This is a genomic window from Janthinobacterium sp. (assembly GCF_031995485.1).
Classification (GTDB): domain Bacteria; phylum Pseudomonadota; class Gammaproteobacteria; order Burkholderiales; family Burkholderiaceae_D; genus Janthinobacterium.
The window spans coordinates 155,741-171,138 of the sequence record NZ_DAMAGB010000006.1 but is presented as its reverse complement, the minus strand read 5'-3'; the positions used below and the strand labels follow the sequence as shown (position 1 = coordinate 171,138).

Sequence of the window (15,398 nt, the reverse complement as noted above, 5' to 3'; positions counted from 1 at the left end):
GGACAGTGGTTTAAATGGCGTGCTTGATTTGTACCGCGCTGATGTGGCGGCAAATGGCTGCGCACATGCTCTTGAAGTCGGCTTCGTGGTACAACTTGGCGGCCTTGTCGGTGGCCGCCGGCGCGAATCCGAGGGATTCCATGAATGAGGCGGTGACCGTGAAGCCGAGGCGGTCGCTGATCTGGCCCAGGCGCAGGGTAGGCGGCGTGTGCGCGCGCTCAAAGTTTGCAGCGCCCTCTTGCTCGAACAGGTCTTGCGCGGCTGGCGAGAGGTCGGAGCCGTCCGGTGAAGCCTTGGCGTCGGCCAATTCGTCGGCCGGCGCCATGGACGTCGGCTGGTCGGCGAGGTCGGCCAGGCGGCCTTGCTCGACAAGGGCGGCAGCGCGCGCAGCGGCAGTGTCGGCGGCCTGCTGGTCGAGTTGGCGTTTCGTGTCGGCAGCAACGCGGTCGCGTTCGGCCTGCGCAGCCGCTTCGACCAGGCGCGCCGCCTCTGCATCGGCCTTGGCCTTCGCGTCGGCCTGCATGTCCAGCAGTTCCTGACGTTGACGGGCAATTTCCGCCTGCTCCAGGCGATTGCGCTCAGCTTGCGCATCAGCCTGCTTTTTCAGTTCGGCGGCCTGAGCCTCGCGCTGACGCAGTGCTGCCGCTTCCTGCTCCGCGACCAGTGCAGCGCGGCGCTGGTCTTCAGCCTGGCGTTCGGCAGTAACTCGGTCGGCTTCTTCTTGGGCAATTCGCTTGGCCTCGGCTGCTGCTTCACGCAGTTGTGCCAATTCGGCGCGTTCGGCGGCGATGCGTGCGGCTTCGGCTTCGGTTTCGGTCGCGGCGACGTGCAGCGCCGCCAACTTGATCAGCACCTCGGCGCGAGCCACCTTGGCAGCGTCGAGCATGGCCCCGAACGCCTCGTCCGGCTCGTCGACCTCCAGTGCCGCCGACATCTTGGCAATCACCTCGGCAGACTGGCCGACGGCTTGCAGCGGCAGTTCGCGGATCGCCGCAATACGCAGGCGGATTTGCTCGGCGCGCGCAGCTTCTGCGGCCTTCAATTCCTCCTTGCGCTTCTTCTCGGCCTCGATGGCGCCATCGAACTTTGCTTCGTAGGGTGCGACTTCGACTTTCAATTCGGCGTATTTCGTGTCCAGCAGCTTGCCGATTATGAGGATCGGAGCCTTGCGTTCGACGCGCGCCTTCTCGCCCGCGATTCGCACGTCATCGCGGAATGCAGCGCGGTACTTGATGCAGATATCCATGCCGGCGGTCGTGCTGGCATCAGGGGTAATTGCGTCGGCTTCAGCCTTCAAAATTGCGAGCTTGTCGATGAAGGGCTTGAAGACCTCGGCGACGTACTTGGCCGGGTCCAGGGTGATCAACTGGCTTGCGGCTGGTGCGGGGGCGTCAGCCTGGATTGCGACAGCGCCGACTGCTTCGTTTTCTGCTGGGTGGTTGTTCATGCTGCTTCCTTGTGTTTAAAAAGAATTTCACGGTCGGAGACGCGGCAGGCAAACGCCGCCAAGTCCAGCACCATCGCGTCAATAAAGCTGTCGTCGCGCATCACGCGCTTGATGTACAGGTCGCTGCCTGCGTTGGCCAGGTCTGGCACGTACATGATGAAATCGCACCACTTGCGTGCCGTGATCCACATACCGCCCTGCATCTGGTGCATGTATTCCGTCAGATCGCCGGTCTCCAGGATCTCGACGATCTTGACGCTGTCGACTGGCGCCTTGATCTCGATCAGGCCGTCATCACCTACGAAGCCATCGGTCGAATAGCCGAACAAGCCATCGTCCGTCAGCACCAAGCCTGCTTCGGTGACCATGCACTCGGTGCGTGCCTCGTAAGCCATGCGAGCCAGGCGCTCCATCTCGTGGCCGCGATCAAGCACCCAGGCTTTGACGGGTGCGCCGTATGGTTTTCCGCTGATGCGTTCGATGGCCAGGTCTGCTGCATACTTGTCCGACGCGACGGAAGGGTCACCAGCCTTGCGCTTGCCAGAGGTGCGTGACAGGGTGGAGACTGCATCTACGAAGCAAGATGCTGTTACGACACCGGCGCGGGCCTGGTGCCATTCAGGCGTGCCTTGGGCGCAGGAGATGAACTTCATGCCGCGCCTCCGGCCTTTTCAGCGCGCGCCATCAGGCCGTCGTAGTGTGAGGCGAGCATGTTTTGCGTGGATTTCGACAGGCTGGCCCAGCTCGCGGCGAAAATCTCCGCGCCGTCGTCGGCAATGACCTCCATGTCGGCGAGAATTTCGGCGGCAGCTGTGGAAAGCGGTTGTGGCGCTGGCTTGTCTGCCTTCGTGGCAGGCTGGGCCGCAGTGAGTGCCGTGCCACGCGCCGTTACCGCCGCCTTGAATGCATTCGATGCAGCAGCATCCTTGGCTTCATTGATCGCTTTCACGCCCGCCTTCCACACCACGGCCAGATCGTCGGCGGTAGGGGCAGCATTGGCTTTCGCTACCCACTCAGTCGCCAGGGCGCTTACGGCCGGCTCGCCTGGCTCGTTCGTCCGTAGCTCTTCCGGCATATCCTCGATATCCTGGGTGAAGATGTCGCTCGCGGCGGTCACATTGAGTGTCATGGCGATCATGGCGCGCTTGCAGGCCATTTTCAGGACTGTATTCGACAAGTCGGCCGCTTCGGTGCGCACCTGCGTTGCCTTGCCGCCGTTCTTGTAGAACTTCAGGCGGCGCATTGTTTCCGGGACCAGGCTGAATTCTTCAGCGCAAACGGCAGCGCGCCACTTATATTTCTCTTCGGCCGACGAGCATTCGCCCACGCCTTCGCCCAGCATGATGTCGGACACTTGGTGCTGGCCGATGCAGGTAACCCGGAAGCGGGCCACCAAGTCGGTGCTGAGATCGAGGATGCGATACACCGGCGCGATGCGGAACGTCACGCACAGGACTTCGGCGCCCGGCTTGTACAGGGTCGGTTTCGGCGTGCCTGGGATGGTGCCGTAGTGGGTGTTGAGCTTCATGATCCCGCGCATCACCTCTTGGACCAAGTTGACGCGCTCGCGAATCTCGGCCAGCGAGTAGCGGTGCACTTCGGCGGCAACCAGGCCGGCGCTCTCGCGGCGCGGCATTTCGATTACTTCGTTCATGACGTTTTCCTTGTGAGTTTTGTAATTTTTGCCTTCAACAGCGCCAGGCGGACGGCGTGACCGATGGCGTGGCCTGCGCGCCAGTTGCGAAAGGCCTGGCCTACTGCACGCATTGCGCCTCCCGGTGGGCGCGGCCCGCGCGCTGCAGCTGCGCGGCCGAGGCGTCGAGGTCGATCATTGATTCGATCTGCGCCATGATCAGTTCCTTGCGCACTTCGTCCAGGCCAGCCAGCTCGCGGCGCACGCCGGCCAGGCGCATCTTGTTCATGTGGTGCTGGTGCTGCGCCTGGTAGAAGCGGTGGGCGGCCAGCAGGCGGCGGAAGAGGGTGGCGAGTTTCATGACGTCACCTGCTGCGCTACCCGTCGGCGGTAACATTGGCGGGTAACCTGCCTGCACATGACCAAGTCAAACCAGCCGATATGACACTCCTCCGCGTTTTCAATCCGCAGTGCCCCTGCCAGCCAGCCATAAGCTTCGCTTCTGGTCATTTCGCCGCTTTGCCAGATCGGGTTGAAGGCTGCTTTGGCATCCTTGCGCGCCTTGCGCAATTCGGCGTTTGCGAGCGTCCCCAGCGGAATGCTTGTGAACGGATGCAGGCCGACATAGCTATCGCAGTCGTCGTCAGTGCAGCGGTAAGCCCAGGGCCATTCGCCATACGAGCGGCCGTAGATCTCGCTGTTGTTCACCAGTTCGACGGCGCTGGCGCAGTGCGGGCAGTTGGTCGGTGCCGGTAATGGGTTCTTCACGCGCGCCGTGGCGCTGCGCGATGGATTTTGCGGCGTGACCGGTCCGGTGCGCGGCTTCACCATGCCGGCGCCGACCAGCGCCTGCTGCATTGAGCGGCTCATGGCCGCACCATCGCAGTCACGCCCAGGGCGCCATCGTCATATGCCGCGTCTTGCAAGGCGCCCAGGTCGCCAATGGCGGGATAGCTGCGCACGCCGTCGGCGGTGCGGATGGTGATGATGTAGCTCACGATGCGCTCCCTTCACGGCCAGTCAGCAGCACGCGGATACCGTTGCGCTTGACGGAGGCGTCCGCGCCGTAGCAGGAGCCGGCCGGGATATGGTCAGTCGCATCCAGGCAGCCGCTGTTCAGTGCCGATTCGACGCCAGCATCCTGATGGGAAAAGGCGAGGGCGGCAGACACGGCCAGACGGGACTGGCGGCCGGCGGTGACGTTGCGGGCGGCGATCATGCTGCGCGTCCGGCAAAAGCAGCGGCAATACCAGCGTCTTCTCCGACCACATAGCGGCCGGTCGTCAGGCCGCAGAATGGGCAGTGACTGGCGACGCATGGCATTTCCTTGCCCTTAGCGCTGGTGAAGCCTTTGCCCGTGCCACGGATGCGGAACGGGATATTGATCACGCTGCGCATGCCGTTGTCATCGGTCATGGCGATACCGGTGGCCTGGCACTCCACCGTGATTTCGTCGCCAGCCTTGGCCACGATGAACGGGGCGCTGGCCAGCTTGGTTTCGATTCTTTTCACGCAGTCGCAGTTCATGGTTCCGCTCTCCTGTTTATGATCTGGCGCCCCTGCCGAGAATCGAACTCGGCCAGTTCCGGCCCTTGCTGTCCGGCCCTGAGCCACTCCGGGGCTTTCAAGCCTGCGTACGCCAGGAAGCGCGGCCGGTGCGGGTGGTAACTCCGGCGCTTGGTACATCGCGTGCCCGCTGACGCAATTCGTGGTGCTGGCGGCCCGGTCAATCCGTCGGGCGTGTGATCCTGCGGCTGGTCGGCCGCCAACAAAGCAAGGGGCTGGTTACAAACCCAGTTGCTTCAAGGCCGGTCTTCGCTTTTGCTGCGCGACGATCGAGGCGAAGTTCACGCCCGTCCCTTGCTTTGTTGGCGCCGGTCTTCCCCGGCTTCCAGATCCTGACGAAGATCAATCGGGGCATGCTGATCCCGCAGGGCAGTTAATCGGGCTGCCAGTCCTGTCCCGCCTTGCCTACGGCTGCGGGCGACCGCTCAAATCTGTAATCTCTCGCCGCGATGTGTGCGAGCCGGGCCGCCTGGCCAAGCGTGGGCTTGTGGTTGTTCGGGCCGCCAGTACCCATCCGGCTCACGTGCGCCGCGATGCGCTTGGACGCTTCGGCATCGGCGATGATCGTTTCGTCCAGCGCGGCGATGAAAAGCCTCCCCGTTTCTTCGGCGCTGATCGTCTTCGCTGCACGGATCAGTTCGGCCATCCTGGTGCCGTACATCAAGGTGCATGCCAGCGAGTTGGCGGTGTAGGAAATGGTCAACTCGTCGCCTTTGATGATGCTGGCGTTGGTCGCTTCGATCCGCCTGGCGAGATCGTGGTTCAGGTCGCGGGCACTCATGGCGATCAGCCGCGCGCTGGGATGACGATTTCCGGGATCACTTCGCCGTGGGCGATGAGGACCGCTTCGAGTGCTGCGAGCTCTGCTGGGGACATGTCGTACTCCTGTGTTTGCTTTCGATGGAGTTACTTTACCAAAAAGATAAACATGCAGCAAGAGGAATTTACCAAAAAGATTAATTATTTATTTTTGGCGCTACTCTTGGCAATTGGATGGGCGAAAAAAAGCCCCGGTGAAGGGGCGAGTACGAGGATTAGAAGGGCAGTTCGGGCGGCGGTGGCGGCCGGTAGGCCTGCCACTCGATTTCGTCAGGGTTGATCTGGCCAGCCAGCGGCCCGATGTCGAACGTAGAGTAGCTGCGCGAGAATCCGCCGACGCGCGGCGCCAGGAGCAAAATGGGAAGGGTGGGGAAGAAGAGCTGCGCTCGCTCCAGTGCGGCCGGGCCCGTGTTTGGCCAAGTATGTTCTGGCTCGACTCGGATCACGGCCAGCTGGATTTGCTTGATCTTGATGATAGCGGCGCATAGTTGCATATACGCACTATGCAATTAAGGCGACACAATAGCAACAGCCGATGCCAAAGCACAAGCCCGCGCCCTGCAGGCAAGTTTTTAGCACTTCGGTCATTATTCGCGCAGCTGATTATTCGAAGGTGGAAGTGGTAGCTGCGGGAGCGGATTAGTTTCGGTAAGGCCAAGCATAATTCGTTTAAAAATATCTTTTTTGCTGACTGCGTCTTGATATTTAGTCGTCTTCACATGAATTGTGGCTGGTTTAGCGATAGCCAATTGTTGAACCGAGGAAGTTAAATCCAGCGGGAAGCGAATACTAACTCGCCCCTGCTCTGTGCGAACATCTAGCCGACCAGTGTCTTTAATTCCAGAAACGACTCCAGTTATGTACTCATCGTATGATTCAGGCGCGCTCACTGACGCTATTAAGGCCCGCAGCCGAGTCATTTCATCCGTGCTTCCAGACCAATGTTTCACTTCATCTTTGGAAGACCAAGTGAACTCAGCTGAAAGGCCAGCAGTAGATATTGCCTTTAACGCGTCGCCAAAATACTTAGCAGATTTCGATCCTACCGCATCAACTGCATCATAAAAATTATCGTTGTCAGTATTTAGAAGTCTAAAAGTTTGATTGAGGGTGGACTCCAGCAAGCTCTCTCCGGATAAGTCTGTAGAGGCATTCCCAGTTAGGAATACATGAGTCGAGCCTGGCGCTAAGCCTGCCAATCGTAAGTTTAAGATATCGCCTATTTCGGTATCAATTTTATGATGAACAATACCGTGCCGCAGGCGAAAAGCTGCGGCTTTCCATGCCTTTAACAATGGTTCAGTAATTCTTAAAAACGATTCAAGTGGAATGGAGCCATTTGCTTGAGGCCCGATAAAACGTAAATCAACTAACTCACCAACATCTTCAGCATAAGCTGTTTGCAATGAATGTTTCGCTTTTTGAGCAGCCTGAATCTGGTTTTTAGCCGCTAAATTAAGCCAAAAGTTCGACGGGTCTGCATTCGCTCGGCTAGATGTTGCATCCGCAAAGTCTTGGAGCGTTTGAGCGTGCGTGCGTAGAAATTCAGTGCTCATATTGATATCTCCACAAATCCTTTGGCGGTAACTCGATCATGCTGGAATCCCAAGAGGCCTTTCCAATAAGCCTCTCGATGAAATAGCTCGTGGCTCGCTGGGGTTTCCATGTAAAAATCGAGACTATATTGCGCATCTAGAATATTTGCGTCGAGCAACTGAAAAATTTGAGTTTGCAGTGGCGCCGTTAACGGGGTGCTACAACTGGGATTCCATAGCACACAGTCAATGTCGCCTGGGCCTGGCTTCTGAGTCAAAAATGATCCATCTAACCAGAGTATAGCGCTAACGTTTAAAGCGCGTAGCTCGCCAATCCACTGCCGTAAAAATGCAAACAATTGCTGCCGCTTCGCGTCCGTAGGAAACGGAGTCACCGCGATCGCTTCAAGCTCAGTCAGGCTTACTTTATGGATGCCAGGCTGTAAAAGGAATGGAAAATCGGGTTTGGTTGCCAATGTTAGCTTTCTTGCTTTGAGTTTAGACTATGTAGCCTGATCTTAATTATACGTTAACTTTCCACAAAGAAATCTAACCAATTGTCTCACCGATTCATCATCGACACCCCAGTTTTTGGTGACGCGATTCCCATCAATTTGCCCTTGCGGTAAAACATAATCTCCCGCGCAGCACCTCCCAAGCACGCATCCATATCAGCATAGGTCGTGATCATCTGCAAGCGCTTTGCCTCGGTCTGCCTTTCGATGGCATACGTCCAGTGCACGGTTAGATGGTCGCCTTTCATGTGCCAGCCGGCGAGTTTGCGGATTGCGAACTGCACGTCCTTGGCTGCCTCCTTGTTGCAGGACGCTGGATCTCGTTGCGCGACGGGCGTTGGTAGCTCTCGTGGTGCCGGGCCGGAGAAATGTGGATTCTTCGTGCTGCTGACCAGCTTGCAGATGTCGACTGGCACGGCCTGGCTGACCGTATAGACGCGCCCAGTTGATGTATCGGTACATTGCCAGGTCTCAGCGTGCGCCATCGGCGTGATTGCTATCGCGAGTAGCGCGAGTGAACGGACCATCAGGTGCCTCATAGCCGGTCCTTGAAATTGCGTGCCTCAAAGTACACCACTCGGCCGATAACATCACAGTCACCAGGGCGACATGGCTCCTGTGGGAAATCTGGATTTTCGGAAGTCAAATACCACTCTCGGCGCTCGTACTTCAGGCGCTTTACTACCGACTCGCCTTTGAAATTTAACGCAAATACGCTGCCGTTCTCCCGGCTCCTGTCTGTGACATTCGCCACAACGACGTCGCCTTCGAACATCAGCGGCCTCATGCTGTCGCCCCTAATTTTTATGGCCAGCAAGGCGCCAGGCGCCAAGTCGCGTTCTTCGAGCCAAGTGCGCGGTAGGTGGAAATGTCCCCCGTCCTCAAACACATGGTCTGCCCCAAAGCCGGTGATTCCAGCGCGCAAATGATCTGGCGCCATGCGGATAGCAACCGTGGAAGGTGCCATGTCCTCGTCATCCGTCACCGGCTGCGCGCCAGGCGCATCGACGGGCTCATCACCCGCAACCACATCATGCCTCACATCAAGCCAGCCAGCTGGCTTCTCGAATGCTTGCTCGATGCGTTTGGCGATCGAATTTCCGATGTTTTTGATCGGTGTCTTACCAATTATTTGGCTCACCTGCGACGGGACCATGTTCAGGGCGCGCCCAAATTCCACTTGGCCGCCTGCGAGGTCGGCAAGGCTGCGGGCGTTTTCTCGTCTGATTTCTTCTCTGGTCATCGCGTGATGGTCTGCTAATTTAACAAAAAGATAAACAACCAAAAAGATAAACAAATCCAACGCAAAAGTTTATCTTTATGGTAAAGTCGCGGAATGGATATGAAAAATTACCTCAAGCAAGCCGCGCCTTGCGACCGCAAGACTCTGGCCGACACCGCAGGGACTTCAGTTGCTTACCTCTATCTGATCGGCGGCGGGCATCGTCGCGCGGGTCCTGAGCTTTGCAAAAGGCTGGTCGCAGCTGAACCGAAACTCAGCCTTTGTGAGCTCCGGCCCGATATCTGGACTCCCCACCAAGGAGAATCGCCGCGCCGCGCCACCGATCCGGTGCCACCGCCTGGCCACGCTGGCCGCCAGCCATCCACGACGAACTGCATTCTCGACACCGTGCCAGACCGCGCTGCTGTCGGCATCGACGCGAGGGCGATTCCATGATCCGCCTGATCCCTGTTTCCCCGCCGCGCCCGGCTGAGACCGTCTTGCTCGTTCCGCTAATCGAACGCCTGCCACCGCCTGGCGTGCTGTTCGAAGACTGGCTGAAGCAATTGAAAGAAGACCGTCCGCCATAAAGCGGCGCGCCATCACCCTGTAATTTCGCTGTACCCAAACCCTGTAACACCGACCACCAGGAGAAACCATGAAGCTGAAACAAAAACGCACCGCGCTCGTCAAGGGCTATGTCACGGAAGAGAACAAGGATGCCCTGCAAGCCGCCTGCGCGGCGAAGGGCAAATCGATCAGCGACGTGCTGAACGAATGCACCATCGTGATCATCCGTGACCACCACGACACCCGGCCGAAACGGAATGATACGCCGCCGTTTTCCGGCGGCGCTAGACCCAAATCACGGGAAAACCGGGCCCACTTTTGCCCGGCACCGCGCCCAAGCTACGGCGTGGTACCGCGCATGCGGATCCGGGTTTAACGGTATGGAGGCGGCTATTGAATAAACAACCCGAGGTCACGGCCGAGGAAAAGGAGCTCGTCTTCCAGCGTTCGATGATTTACCGCCAGGCAGAGAAAGACCTGCAGGTCGCACGGGACGGGGAGGGCGAGAGCGCGGCGAAGGCCGCACACAAGGAAGCGCGCCAGAAATGGCGCGATGCCACCGACAGGGTGGCGCGGAAATTTGAAGTGCCGCGCCGCGAGCCGCCGTAACTGGGCTTGCACCCGACAGCTACAGCATCACACGGCCGCCTGGCGGCCGATTTATCCACCATCAATCAGGAGCATGACATGTCGCAAACACCAATCCCACCCGCAAGCCAGCTGCTCAACGACATTGCCGGCAACGGCAAGCTGCTCGACGCCGTGATGGCAAAGCTGGGCCTGAAGAACGACGCCGCGCTGGCGCGCACGCTGGAGGTGGCGCCGCCGGTGATCTCGAAGATTCGCCACGGCCGCTTGGCGGTCGGCGCCACGATCCTGATCCGCATGCACGAAGTCACCGACATCGCGATCCGCGAGCTCAAGGCCATCGCGTTGCCGGCCGCGCCAGAGGTGGCGGTTTGACCTGGAAGACCATGCAGCCGGAAGGCGGCGCGCCGGCGCAGGCTGAGCAGGGCGCCCAGCAGCCCGACCAGGTCGAGCGCGAATTGCCGGTCGATCCCGGCCATGTCCGGACGCGGGAGCACTACGAAGCAATGCTGGAAGAGCTGCGCGCCGGGCAATAAAAAAGCCCGCTGGCAGGCGGGCTTCCTTGAAACATCAAAATTCGCGAAAGAATTTATGACACCGATTGTACAACACAAAGGCATCACCATCGCCGATACGATCATCGCGGTGGACAGCGTGGGGCGTTTTTGCCTCAACGATCTGCACAAGGCCGCTGGCGCCGAAAGCCGTCACCAGCCCGCTTTCTTCTTCCGCCGTCCAGAAACTCAGGACCTTGAGGCGGAATTAAACTCTGCGCCGGCGCAGAGTTTCACGACCGTTACCACGCCGGGCCGCAACGGCGGCACCTACGTCTGCAAGGAACTGGTCTACGCCTACGCGATGTGGATCAGCGCTAAGTTCCACCTGCAGGTGATCCGGACCTTCGACTCGCTGGCCACCGCCCAGGCGCCCGCCGCCGCGCCAGCACGCAGCGCCATCTCGCCCGCCAAGGAATTTCGCGCCATCTTCGGTATCGCGCGCCTGATCGGCTTGGACAAGAATGCCGCGGCGATCAGTGCGAACCAGGGCACCGCGGCGCTGACCGGCGTCAACATGCTGCAGCTGATGGACCGCACGCACCTGGCCACGCCAGATCAAGAGATCTGCTTCACGCCGACGGAGCTGGGCCGCCGCTTCGTCAAGAGCGCCAAGGACTTCAACCAGCTGCTGGCCCAGGCCGGCCTGCAGGATATGGTGGCCGGACATTGGGTACCGACGGAAAAGGGCCGCGCGCACGCTGTCGTGCTCGATACCGGCAAAGCGCACGGCAGTGGCGCGCCCATCCAACAGGTGAAATGGCGCGACTCGGTGCTGGGCGAGGTGGCCTTGTGAATAGCCAAGCTGACAATCGCCCGCGCCAAGCTCTTGGCATAAGCGCCATCCGCGCATCGGTCCTCGCCGACCGCGCTGCCGACATCCTGGCCACGGTCCGCCGCTGCGGCGCCGCCACCGTCATCGATATCGCTGACGATCTGACCCTGAACCGTGAAACGGTGCGCAGGGCCCTGACTGACCTGGTCGAGGCTGGCCGGCTTGTGCTGATCGAGCCAGCAGGTGCGCACGTTCGCGCCCTCTACGGCATGCCCGATCTGGACGATCAGGCTGAGTTCGATCTGTACCGTACTCGCAGCAGCAACTGGCCGCGCGGCCAGCATGGCCGTGATCCGCTGGTTGCGGCCATGTTCGGCGCGCCAGTGACCATGATCACCAGCAGCCCGCCATGCGCCCATTTCGCCGAGGTGCACCCATGAAGCGCGATGCATTTACGCTTTCCCTCGACTTAGGCACAGAGTTGATTATCGACAACTTTGCGGGCGGTGGCGGAACGTCGACCGGCCTGGAGCAGGCATTCGGCCGCCCGGTCGATATCGCCATCAACCACGACCCCGAGGCTCTGGCCATGCACGCGGCGAACCACCCGCACACCACGCACCTGTGCGAGAGCGTGTGGGACGTCGACCCGATTAAGGTCACGAACAACCGGCCAGTGGGCCTGGTGTGGCTCAGCCCGGATTGCAAGCATTTCTCGAAGGCCAAAGGCGGTAAGCCGGTCGAGAAGAAGATTCGCGGCCTGGCCTGGGTAACGCTGCGCTGGGCAGCCAAATGCAAACCGCGCGTGATCATGCTGGAGAACGTCGAGGAATTCAAAACGTGGGGCCCGCTGCTGATCGCGGCCGACGGCAGCGCCAAGCCGGATCCGGCCAAGCGCGGCAAGACCTTTGACAGCTTCATTCGCCAGCTGCGTGCGCACGGCTACACCGTCGACTACCGCGAAATGCGCGGCTGCGACCATGACACGCCGACCATCCGCAAGCGCTTCTTCTTGGTGGCGCGCCGCGACGGCATCGCCATCAAGTGGCCAGAGCCAACCCATGGCGCGCCGGACAGCATCGGCGTGCGCGCCGGCAAGCTGCTGCCGTACCGCACGGCGGCCGAGTGCATCGATTTCAGTCTGCCATGCCCGAGCATCTTCGAACGCGACCGACCGCTGGCGCCGGCCACGCTGCGCCGCATCGCCAAGGGGATCATGCGGTATGTGGTCGACGCGGCGGATCCGTTCATCGTCGGCGCCGGCGGCCCGGCGCGCGCTGGCGAGCCACGCCCGGCGGGCAAACCGTTCGGCACGCTGCTGGCCCGTAACGACAGCTATTTCTGTGCACCGACCATCGTCCCGGTCACGCACCAGGGCGGCGATCGCACGGAATCGATCGGCGAGCCGTTCCGCACCATTACCGGCGCGCACCGCGGCGAGAAAGCCCTGGGTGTGGCCACGCTGGTACAGGTGGGATATGGTGAGCGTGAGGGCCAGGCCCCGCGAGCGCTGGATATCGAGAAGCCGCTGGGTACCGTGGTAGGCGCTGCCGCGAAGCACGCGCTGGTAGAAGCCGAGCTTGCCCCGTTCGTCATGACCAACACCACTGGCCATCCCGGCGCCGGCGCCGACATGCCGGTGCCGACGATCACCGCTGCCGGCAACCAGGCGCTGGTATCGGCACTGCTGACTGGTGTTGGCGGCCGTGCTGGCCAGAGCCGCCCGCGCGGCGTGGACGAGCCGACTGCCACAGCCACGTCGAAGGCTGATGCGGCGCTGGTCACGGCCGTGCTGGTCGACGCCGCCCACGGCGAGGTATCGCCAAGTGGCGTGAAGCGCTGGGGCGCCGGCGCGCACGATGTCGAGGCACCGCTCGGTACCGTGACGGCCAGCGGCAACAAGGCCGTGGCCACCGCGTTCCTGGCCAAGCATTACACAGGAGTCGTGGGTTCCGACCTGGCCGACCCTATCGGCACGGTCACCGCATGCGACCACCACAGCCTGGTGACGGCATTCTTGACGGAGCACGCCAACGCGAGCAACCAGCGCGTGATGCCGGCCGACGCGCCACTGCGGACAATCTGCGCCCAGGTCAAGGGCGGACATTTCAGCATTGTGTCGGCGCATATCCAGCGCGACATGGGTGCCAGCGTCGGCCATGCCGCTGATGCGCCGCTTGGCACTGTCACGGCCGGCGGTGGCGGCAAGTCGGCGCTGGTCACCAGTAACATGATCAAGTTGCGCGGCACCAGCACGGCGGCCGGTACCGACGAGCCACTGGGCACGGTCAGCGCCGGCGGCCAGCACCACGCCGAGGTGCGCTCGTTTCTGCTGGCCTATTACGGCACCGACCAGTCGCAAGGCTTGGCCGATCCGCTGGCCACGGTCACAAGCCGCGACCGATTTGGCCTGGTGACGATCCAAGGTCAGGATTATCAAATCGTGGATATCGGCCTGCGCATGCTGCAGCCGCGCGAGCTGTTCCGCGCCCAGGGATTTCCTGACGATTACATCATCGGCGACGACCCGGCCCAAGGCCTGAAACTGACGAAGTCAGCGCAGGTACGCATGTGCGGCAATTCAGTCTGTCCGCCCATGGCCAAGGCGCTGATCCTCACCAACTTCGCGCATGAGCGCGAGATTGCGAGGGTAGCGTGAGTACATTAATCCTCAAGCCAAGACATTTTGACGGGCGAAATTACAAAAGTGCTGCCGTTGTTGTCTTGCTTAAAGGCAAAGCCGTGTTTAAACCCGTCTGGAGTGGGCACCCAGAAAACACCTGGCGAATGGCGGAAATCGCCTTCCCAGCCAACCTGTTTTGCCATTTTCTTCGCATTTTCCCAACTCTCGAGAAACTCATTAATTCCGATTCTTGGCACCTCATGCCTAACCTCAGTGACAACTGCGCGAGCATCAAGCTCCCCGATTTTTGCCGCGGCGTCTTCAACGGTTTGCAAGTCTTCCCAGCCAAAATCAATTGGCGCGACGTGGTAGGCAAACATTTTAGGCCCTTTAGTTTGTTAATGGAAAGATATCTTAGCATGATCACAAACCCTGCCCAAATTACCCGCCATCACCTGGCAAACCAAGCCGCGCCTGCCTATTCGCTGATCCGCAAGGTTTGCGCCTGCGGCAAGGCCAGCACCGCCAAGCAGCTGGCCCAGCACGGCAAATGCGCCGCTTGCGCGCTGGCCGCCGTCCGCGACGCAATCATGCCTGGCGACTTCGCCAAGCTGCAGCACATGCTGGGCGCCGTGAAGCAATACCCGAAATCCAAATGGGGTTGGCGCAATTACTATTGCGCGAACATTTCCGGCGCTGCGCGAGAAGCCATGCAGCGCCTGGTTGATGCAGGCTTGGCCGCGGCGGGCCACGAAAGCGACACGAATGCGTACTTCCACGCTACTCGCCTGGGCTGCCGAGCTGCGGGCCTCAATGGCGCTGGCATCAAGCGGGCGATGGAGGACTGAATAGCATGAAAATTACCAAGCAATTACACCGTAATTTCGACGACCCGCAATTTTTCGACCTCGCATCTGAGGGTTTGATTGCACACGCTAATTTCTTCGCCACAGTGGCGAATGGAGGATGGGTCGATTCTATGGAAGTCTGCCACCCCGCCAGTGTATTGATTTCTGGACCTCTCAGCTTGGGCTACGCATTTTTCGATGTGAATTTGAAAATAAACCATAGAGGTTCTGATTCGAAGAAGTGCTGCAACACTTTTATAACTGCCGAGTTCGTGGACGGGAATAGCCGAAAGGGCGTCAATATAGCTCTGCATAATTTTGCCATCATGTTGCATCAGCAAAATCAAGTAGTAAAAGCCTTCATCGTTAAATGCTTTCAAAATTCTAGAAGTGTGCGACTCCACCGCATCGGTTACGGCGAGAATCGATCCACCCCTTCGGAATGCAGTAAGTCGCTCTACATTCGCCGCCAATCGCAAGGCCGCTTTGGATTGCCGCTCTCCAAGAAAATACGCTCCGATGATAGATCCGATTGCCCCGACAGCTCCCACCCAGTAGGCCCAGATCGTGATGTCCATTCGGGACCAAGGAATGCCGTAGTAACCCGCTACGCCAATTGCCGCGGTGATGGCCATTGCCGCCCATTTTTCGTACCAAGCCATGCCGACTCCAATTTAAGTTGGCGGAATCGTAACACGTCGAG

At 60.0% G+C, this 15,398-nt stretch carries 25 protein-coding genes; 9 read left to right on the top strand and 16 right to left on the bottom strand.

Annotation, left to right across the window (positions count from 1 at the left end):
• Positions 1–10: 10 nt before the first annotated feature.
• The 14 genes from RTQ46_RS06935 to RTQ46_RS06870 form a co-directional block, all read right to left on the bottom strand.
• Positions 11–1,447 carry a hypothetical protein gene (locus RTQ46_RS06935; RefSeq protein WP_312435470.1) on the bottom strand — a complete coding sequence of 479 codons (1,437 nt, stop codon included), beginning with the start codon at positions 1,445–1,447 and terminating at the stop codon, positions 11–13.
• Positions 1,444–2,100 (bottom strand): YqaJ viral recombinase family protein, encoded by a 657-nt coding sequence (locus RTQ46_RS06930; RefSeq protein WP_312435469.1) that lies wholly within the window; start codon positions 2,098–2,100, stop codon positions 1,444–1,446. The genes RTQ46_RS06935 and RTQ46_RS06930 overlap by 4 nt, the downstream gene beginning before the upstream one ends.
• Complete coding sequence (locus RTQ46_RS06925; RefSeq protein ID WP_312435467.1) at positions 2,097–3,101, bottom strand: hypothetical protein; 1,005 nt, start codon at positions 3,099–3,101, stop codon at positions 2,097–2,099. Before RTQ46_RS06925 ends, RTQ46_RS06930 begins: the two co-directional genes overlap by 4 nt.
• Positions 3,102–3,201: 100 nt before the next feature.
• Positions 3,202–3,441: a hypothetical protein gene (locus tag RTQ46_RS06920; RefSeq protein ID WP_312435465.1), complete on the bottom strand. Its 240-nt coding sequence runs from the start codon at positions 3,439–3,441 to the stop codon at positions 3,202–3,204.
• The gene (locus RTQ46_RS06915) at positions 3,438–3,950 is read right to left on the bottom strand and encodes a zinc-finger-containing protein (RefSeq protein WP_312435464.1); all 513 of its coding nucleotides are present in this window, start codon (positions 3,948–3,950) and stop codon (positions 3,438–3,440) included. The genes RTQ46_RS06920 and RTQ46_RS06915 overlap by 4 nt, the downstream gene beginning before the upstream one ends.
• The gene (locus tag RTQ46_RS06910; RefSeq protein ID WP_277346671.1) at positions 3,947–4,078 is read right to left on the bottom strand and encodes a hypothetical protein; all 132 of its coding nucleotides are present in this window, start codon (positions 4,076–4,078) and stop codon (positions 3,947–3,949) included. Before RTQ46_RS06910 ends, RTQ46_RS06915 begins: the two co-directional genes overlap by 4 nt.
• Positions 4,075–4,299 (bottom strand): hypothetical protein, encoded by a 225-nt coding sequence (locus RTQ46_RS06905; RefSeq protein ID WP_312435462.1) that lies wholly within the window; start codon positions 4,297–4,299, stop codon positions 4,075–4,077. The genes RTQ46_RS06910 and RTQ46_RS06905 overlap by 4 nt, the downstream gene beginning before the upstream one ends.
• Positions 4,296–4,607: a hypothetical protein gene (locus RTQ46_RS06900; protein WP_312435460.1), complete on the bottom strand. Its 312-nt coding sequence runs from the start codon at positions 4,605–4,607 to the stop codon at positions 4,296–4,298. The genes RTQ46_RS06905 and RTQ46_RS06900 overlap by 4 nt, the downstream gene beginning before the upstream one ends.
• A gap of 412 nt (positions 4,608–5,019) precedes the next feature.
• On the bottom strand, positions 5,020–5,427 hold the full coding sequence (locus RTQ46_RS06895; RefSeq protein ID WP_312435459.1) for a hypothetical protein: 408 nt from the start codon (positions 5,425–5,427) through the stop codon (positions 5,020–5,022).
• 253 nt (positions 5,428–5,680) lie between these two features.
• Positions 5,681–5,959 (bottom strand): hypothetical protein, encoded by a 279-nt coding sequence (locus tag RTQ46_RS06890; protein WP_312435458.1) that lies wholly within the window; start codon positions 5,957–5,959, stop codon positions 5,681–5,683.
• Positions 5,960–6,052: 93 nt separating this feature from the next.
• A complete protein-coding gene (locus RTQ46_RS06885) occupies positions 6,053–7,021 on the bottom strand; it encodes a hypothetical protein (protein ID WP_312435457.1) in 969 nt (322 codons plus the stop codon).
• Positions 7,018–7,476 carry a DUF6932 family protein gene (locus tag RTQ46_RS06880; RefSeq protein WP_312435456.1) on the bottom strand — a complete coding sequence of 153 codons (459 nt, stop codon included), beginning with the start codon at positions 7,474–7,476 and terminating at the stop codon, positions 7,018–7,020. Before RTQ46_RS06880 ends, RTQ46_RS06885 begins: the two co-directional genes overlap by 4 nt.
• 86 nt (positions 7,477–7,562) lie before the next feature.
• Complete coding sequence (locus RTQ46_RS06875; protein WP_312435455.1) at positions 7,563–8,042, bottom strand: hypothetical protein; 480 nt, start codon at positions 8,040–8,042, stop codon at positions 7,563–7,565.
• Between the two features lie 8 nt (positions 8,043–8,050).
• Positions 8,051–8,818 (bottom strand): S24 family peptidase, encoded by a 768-nt coding sequence (locus tag RTQ46_RS06870; protein ID WP_312435454.1) that lies wholly within the window; start codon positions 8,816–8,818, stop codon positions 8,051–8,053.
• Positions 8,819–8,857: 39 nt separating this feature from the next.
• Between RTQ46_RS06870 and RTQ46_RS06865 the strand changes: the two genes are divergently transcribed.
• The 8 genes from RTQ46_RS06865 to RTQ46_RS06830 all read left to right on the top strand — a co-directional run bounded on the left by RTQ46_RS06865 (position 8,858) and on the right by RTQ46_RS06830 (position 13,883).
• On the top strand, positions 8,858–9,193 hold the full coding sequence (locus tag RTQ46_RS06865) for a hypothetical protein (protein ID WP_312435452.1): 336 nt from the start codon (positions 8,858–8,860) through the stop codon (positions 9,191–9,193).
• A gap of 202 nt (positions 9,194–9,395) precedes the next feature.
• Positions 9,396–9,683, top strand: coding sequence for a hypothetical protein (locus RTQ46_RS06860; RefSeq protein WP_312435451.1), 288 nt, complete (start codon positions 9,396–9,398; stop codon positions 9,681–9,683).
• 17 nt (positions 9,684–9,700) lie between these two features.
• Positions 9,701–9,916, top strand: coding sequence for a hypothetical protein (locus RTQ46_RS06855; RefSeq protein WP_312435449.1), 216 nt, complete (start codon positions 9,701–9,703; stop codon positions 9,914–9,916).
• Positions 9,917–9,994: 78 nt separating this feature from the next.
• Entirely contained in the window at positions 9,995–10,270 is a 276-nt protein-coding gene (locus RTQ46_RS06850; RefSeq protein ID WP_312435448.1) for a hypothetical protein, read from the top strand.
• Positions 10,267–10,431, top strand: coding sequence for a hypothetical protein (locus tag RTQ46_RS06845; protein ID WP_312435446.1), 165 nt, complete (start codon positions 10,267–10,269; stop codon positions 10,429–10,431). Before RTQ46_RS06850 ends, RTQ46_RS06845 begins: the two co-directional genes overlap by 4 nt.
• A gap of 55 nt (positions 10,432–10,486) precedes the next feature.
• Positions 10,487–11,245 carry a KilA-N domain-containing protein gene (locus RTQ46_RS06840; protein ID WP_312435445.1) on the top strand — a complete coding sequence of 253 codons (759 nt, stop codon included), beginning with the start codon at positions 10,487–10,489 and terminating at the stop codon, positions 11,243–11,245.
• Entirely contained in the window at positions 11,242–11,664 is a 423-nt protein-coding gene (locus RTQ46_RS06835) for a helix-turn-helix domain-containing protein (protein WP_312435444.1), read from the top strand. Before RTQ46_RS06840 ends, RTQ46_RS06835 begins: the two co-directional genes overlap by 4 nt.
• Complete coding sequence (locus RTQ46_RS06830) at positions 11,661–13,883, top strand: DNA cytosine methyltransferase (RefSeq protein WP_312435442.1); 2,223 nt, start codon at positions 11,661–11,663, stop codon at positions 13,881–13,883. The genes RTQ46_RS06835 and RTQ46_RS06830 overlap by 4 nt, the downstream gene beginning before the upstream one ends.
• 5 nt (positions 13,884–13,888) lie before the next feature.
• Here the strand turns inward: RTQ46_RS06830 and RTQ46_RS06825 are convergent, their stop codons facing one another.
• Positions 13,889–14,227 carry a hypothetical protein gene (locus RTQ46_RS06825; protein ID WP_312435441.1) on the bottom strand — a complete coding sequence of 113 codons (339 nt, stop codon included), beginning with the start codon at positions 14,225–14,227 and terminating at the stop codon, positions 13,889–13,891.
• A gap of 39 nt (positions 14,228–14,266) precedes the next feature.
• Here RTQ46_RS06825 and RTQ46_RS06820 point away from each other — a divergent pair, with 39 nt between their 5' ends.
• On the top strand, positions 14,267–14,695 hold the full coding sequence (locus tag RTQ46_RS06820) for a hypothetical protein (protein WP_312435440.1): 429 nt from the start codon (positions 14,267–14,269) through the stop codon (positions 14,693–14,695).
• A 23-nt stretch (positions 14,696–14,718) separates the two neighbouring features.
• On the opposite strand, the gene RTQ46_RS06815 is transcribed toward RTQ46_RS06820, so the two are convergent.
• On the bottom strand, positions 14,719–15,357 hold the full coding sequence (locus RTQ46_RS06815) for a hypothetical protein (RefSeq protein WP_312435438.1): 639 nt from the start codon (positions 15,355–15,357) through the stop codon (positions 14,719–14,721).
• Positions 15,358–15,398 lie beyond the last annotated feature (41 nt).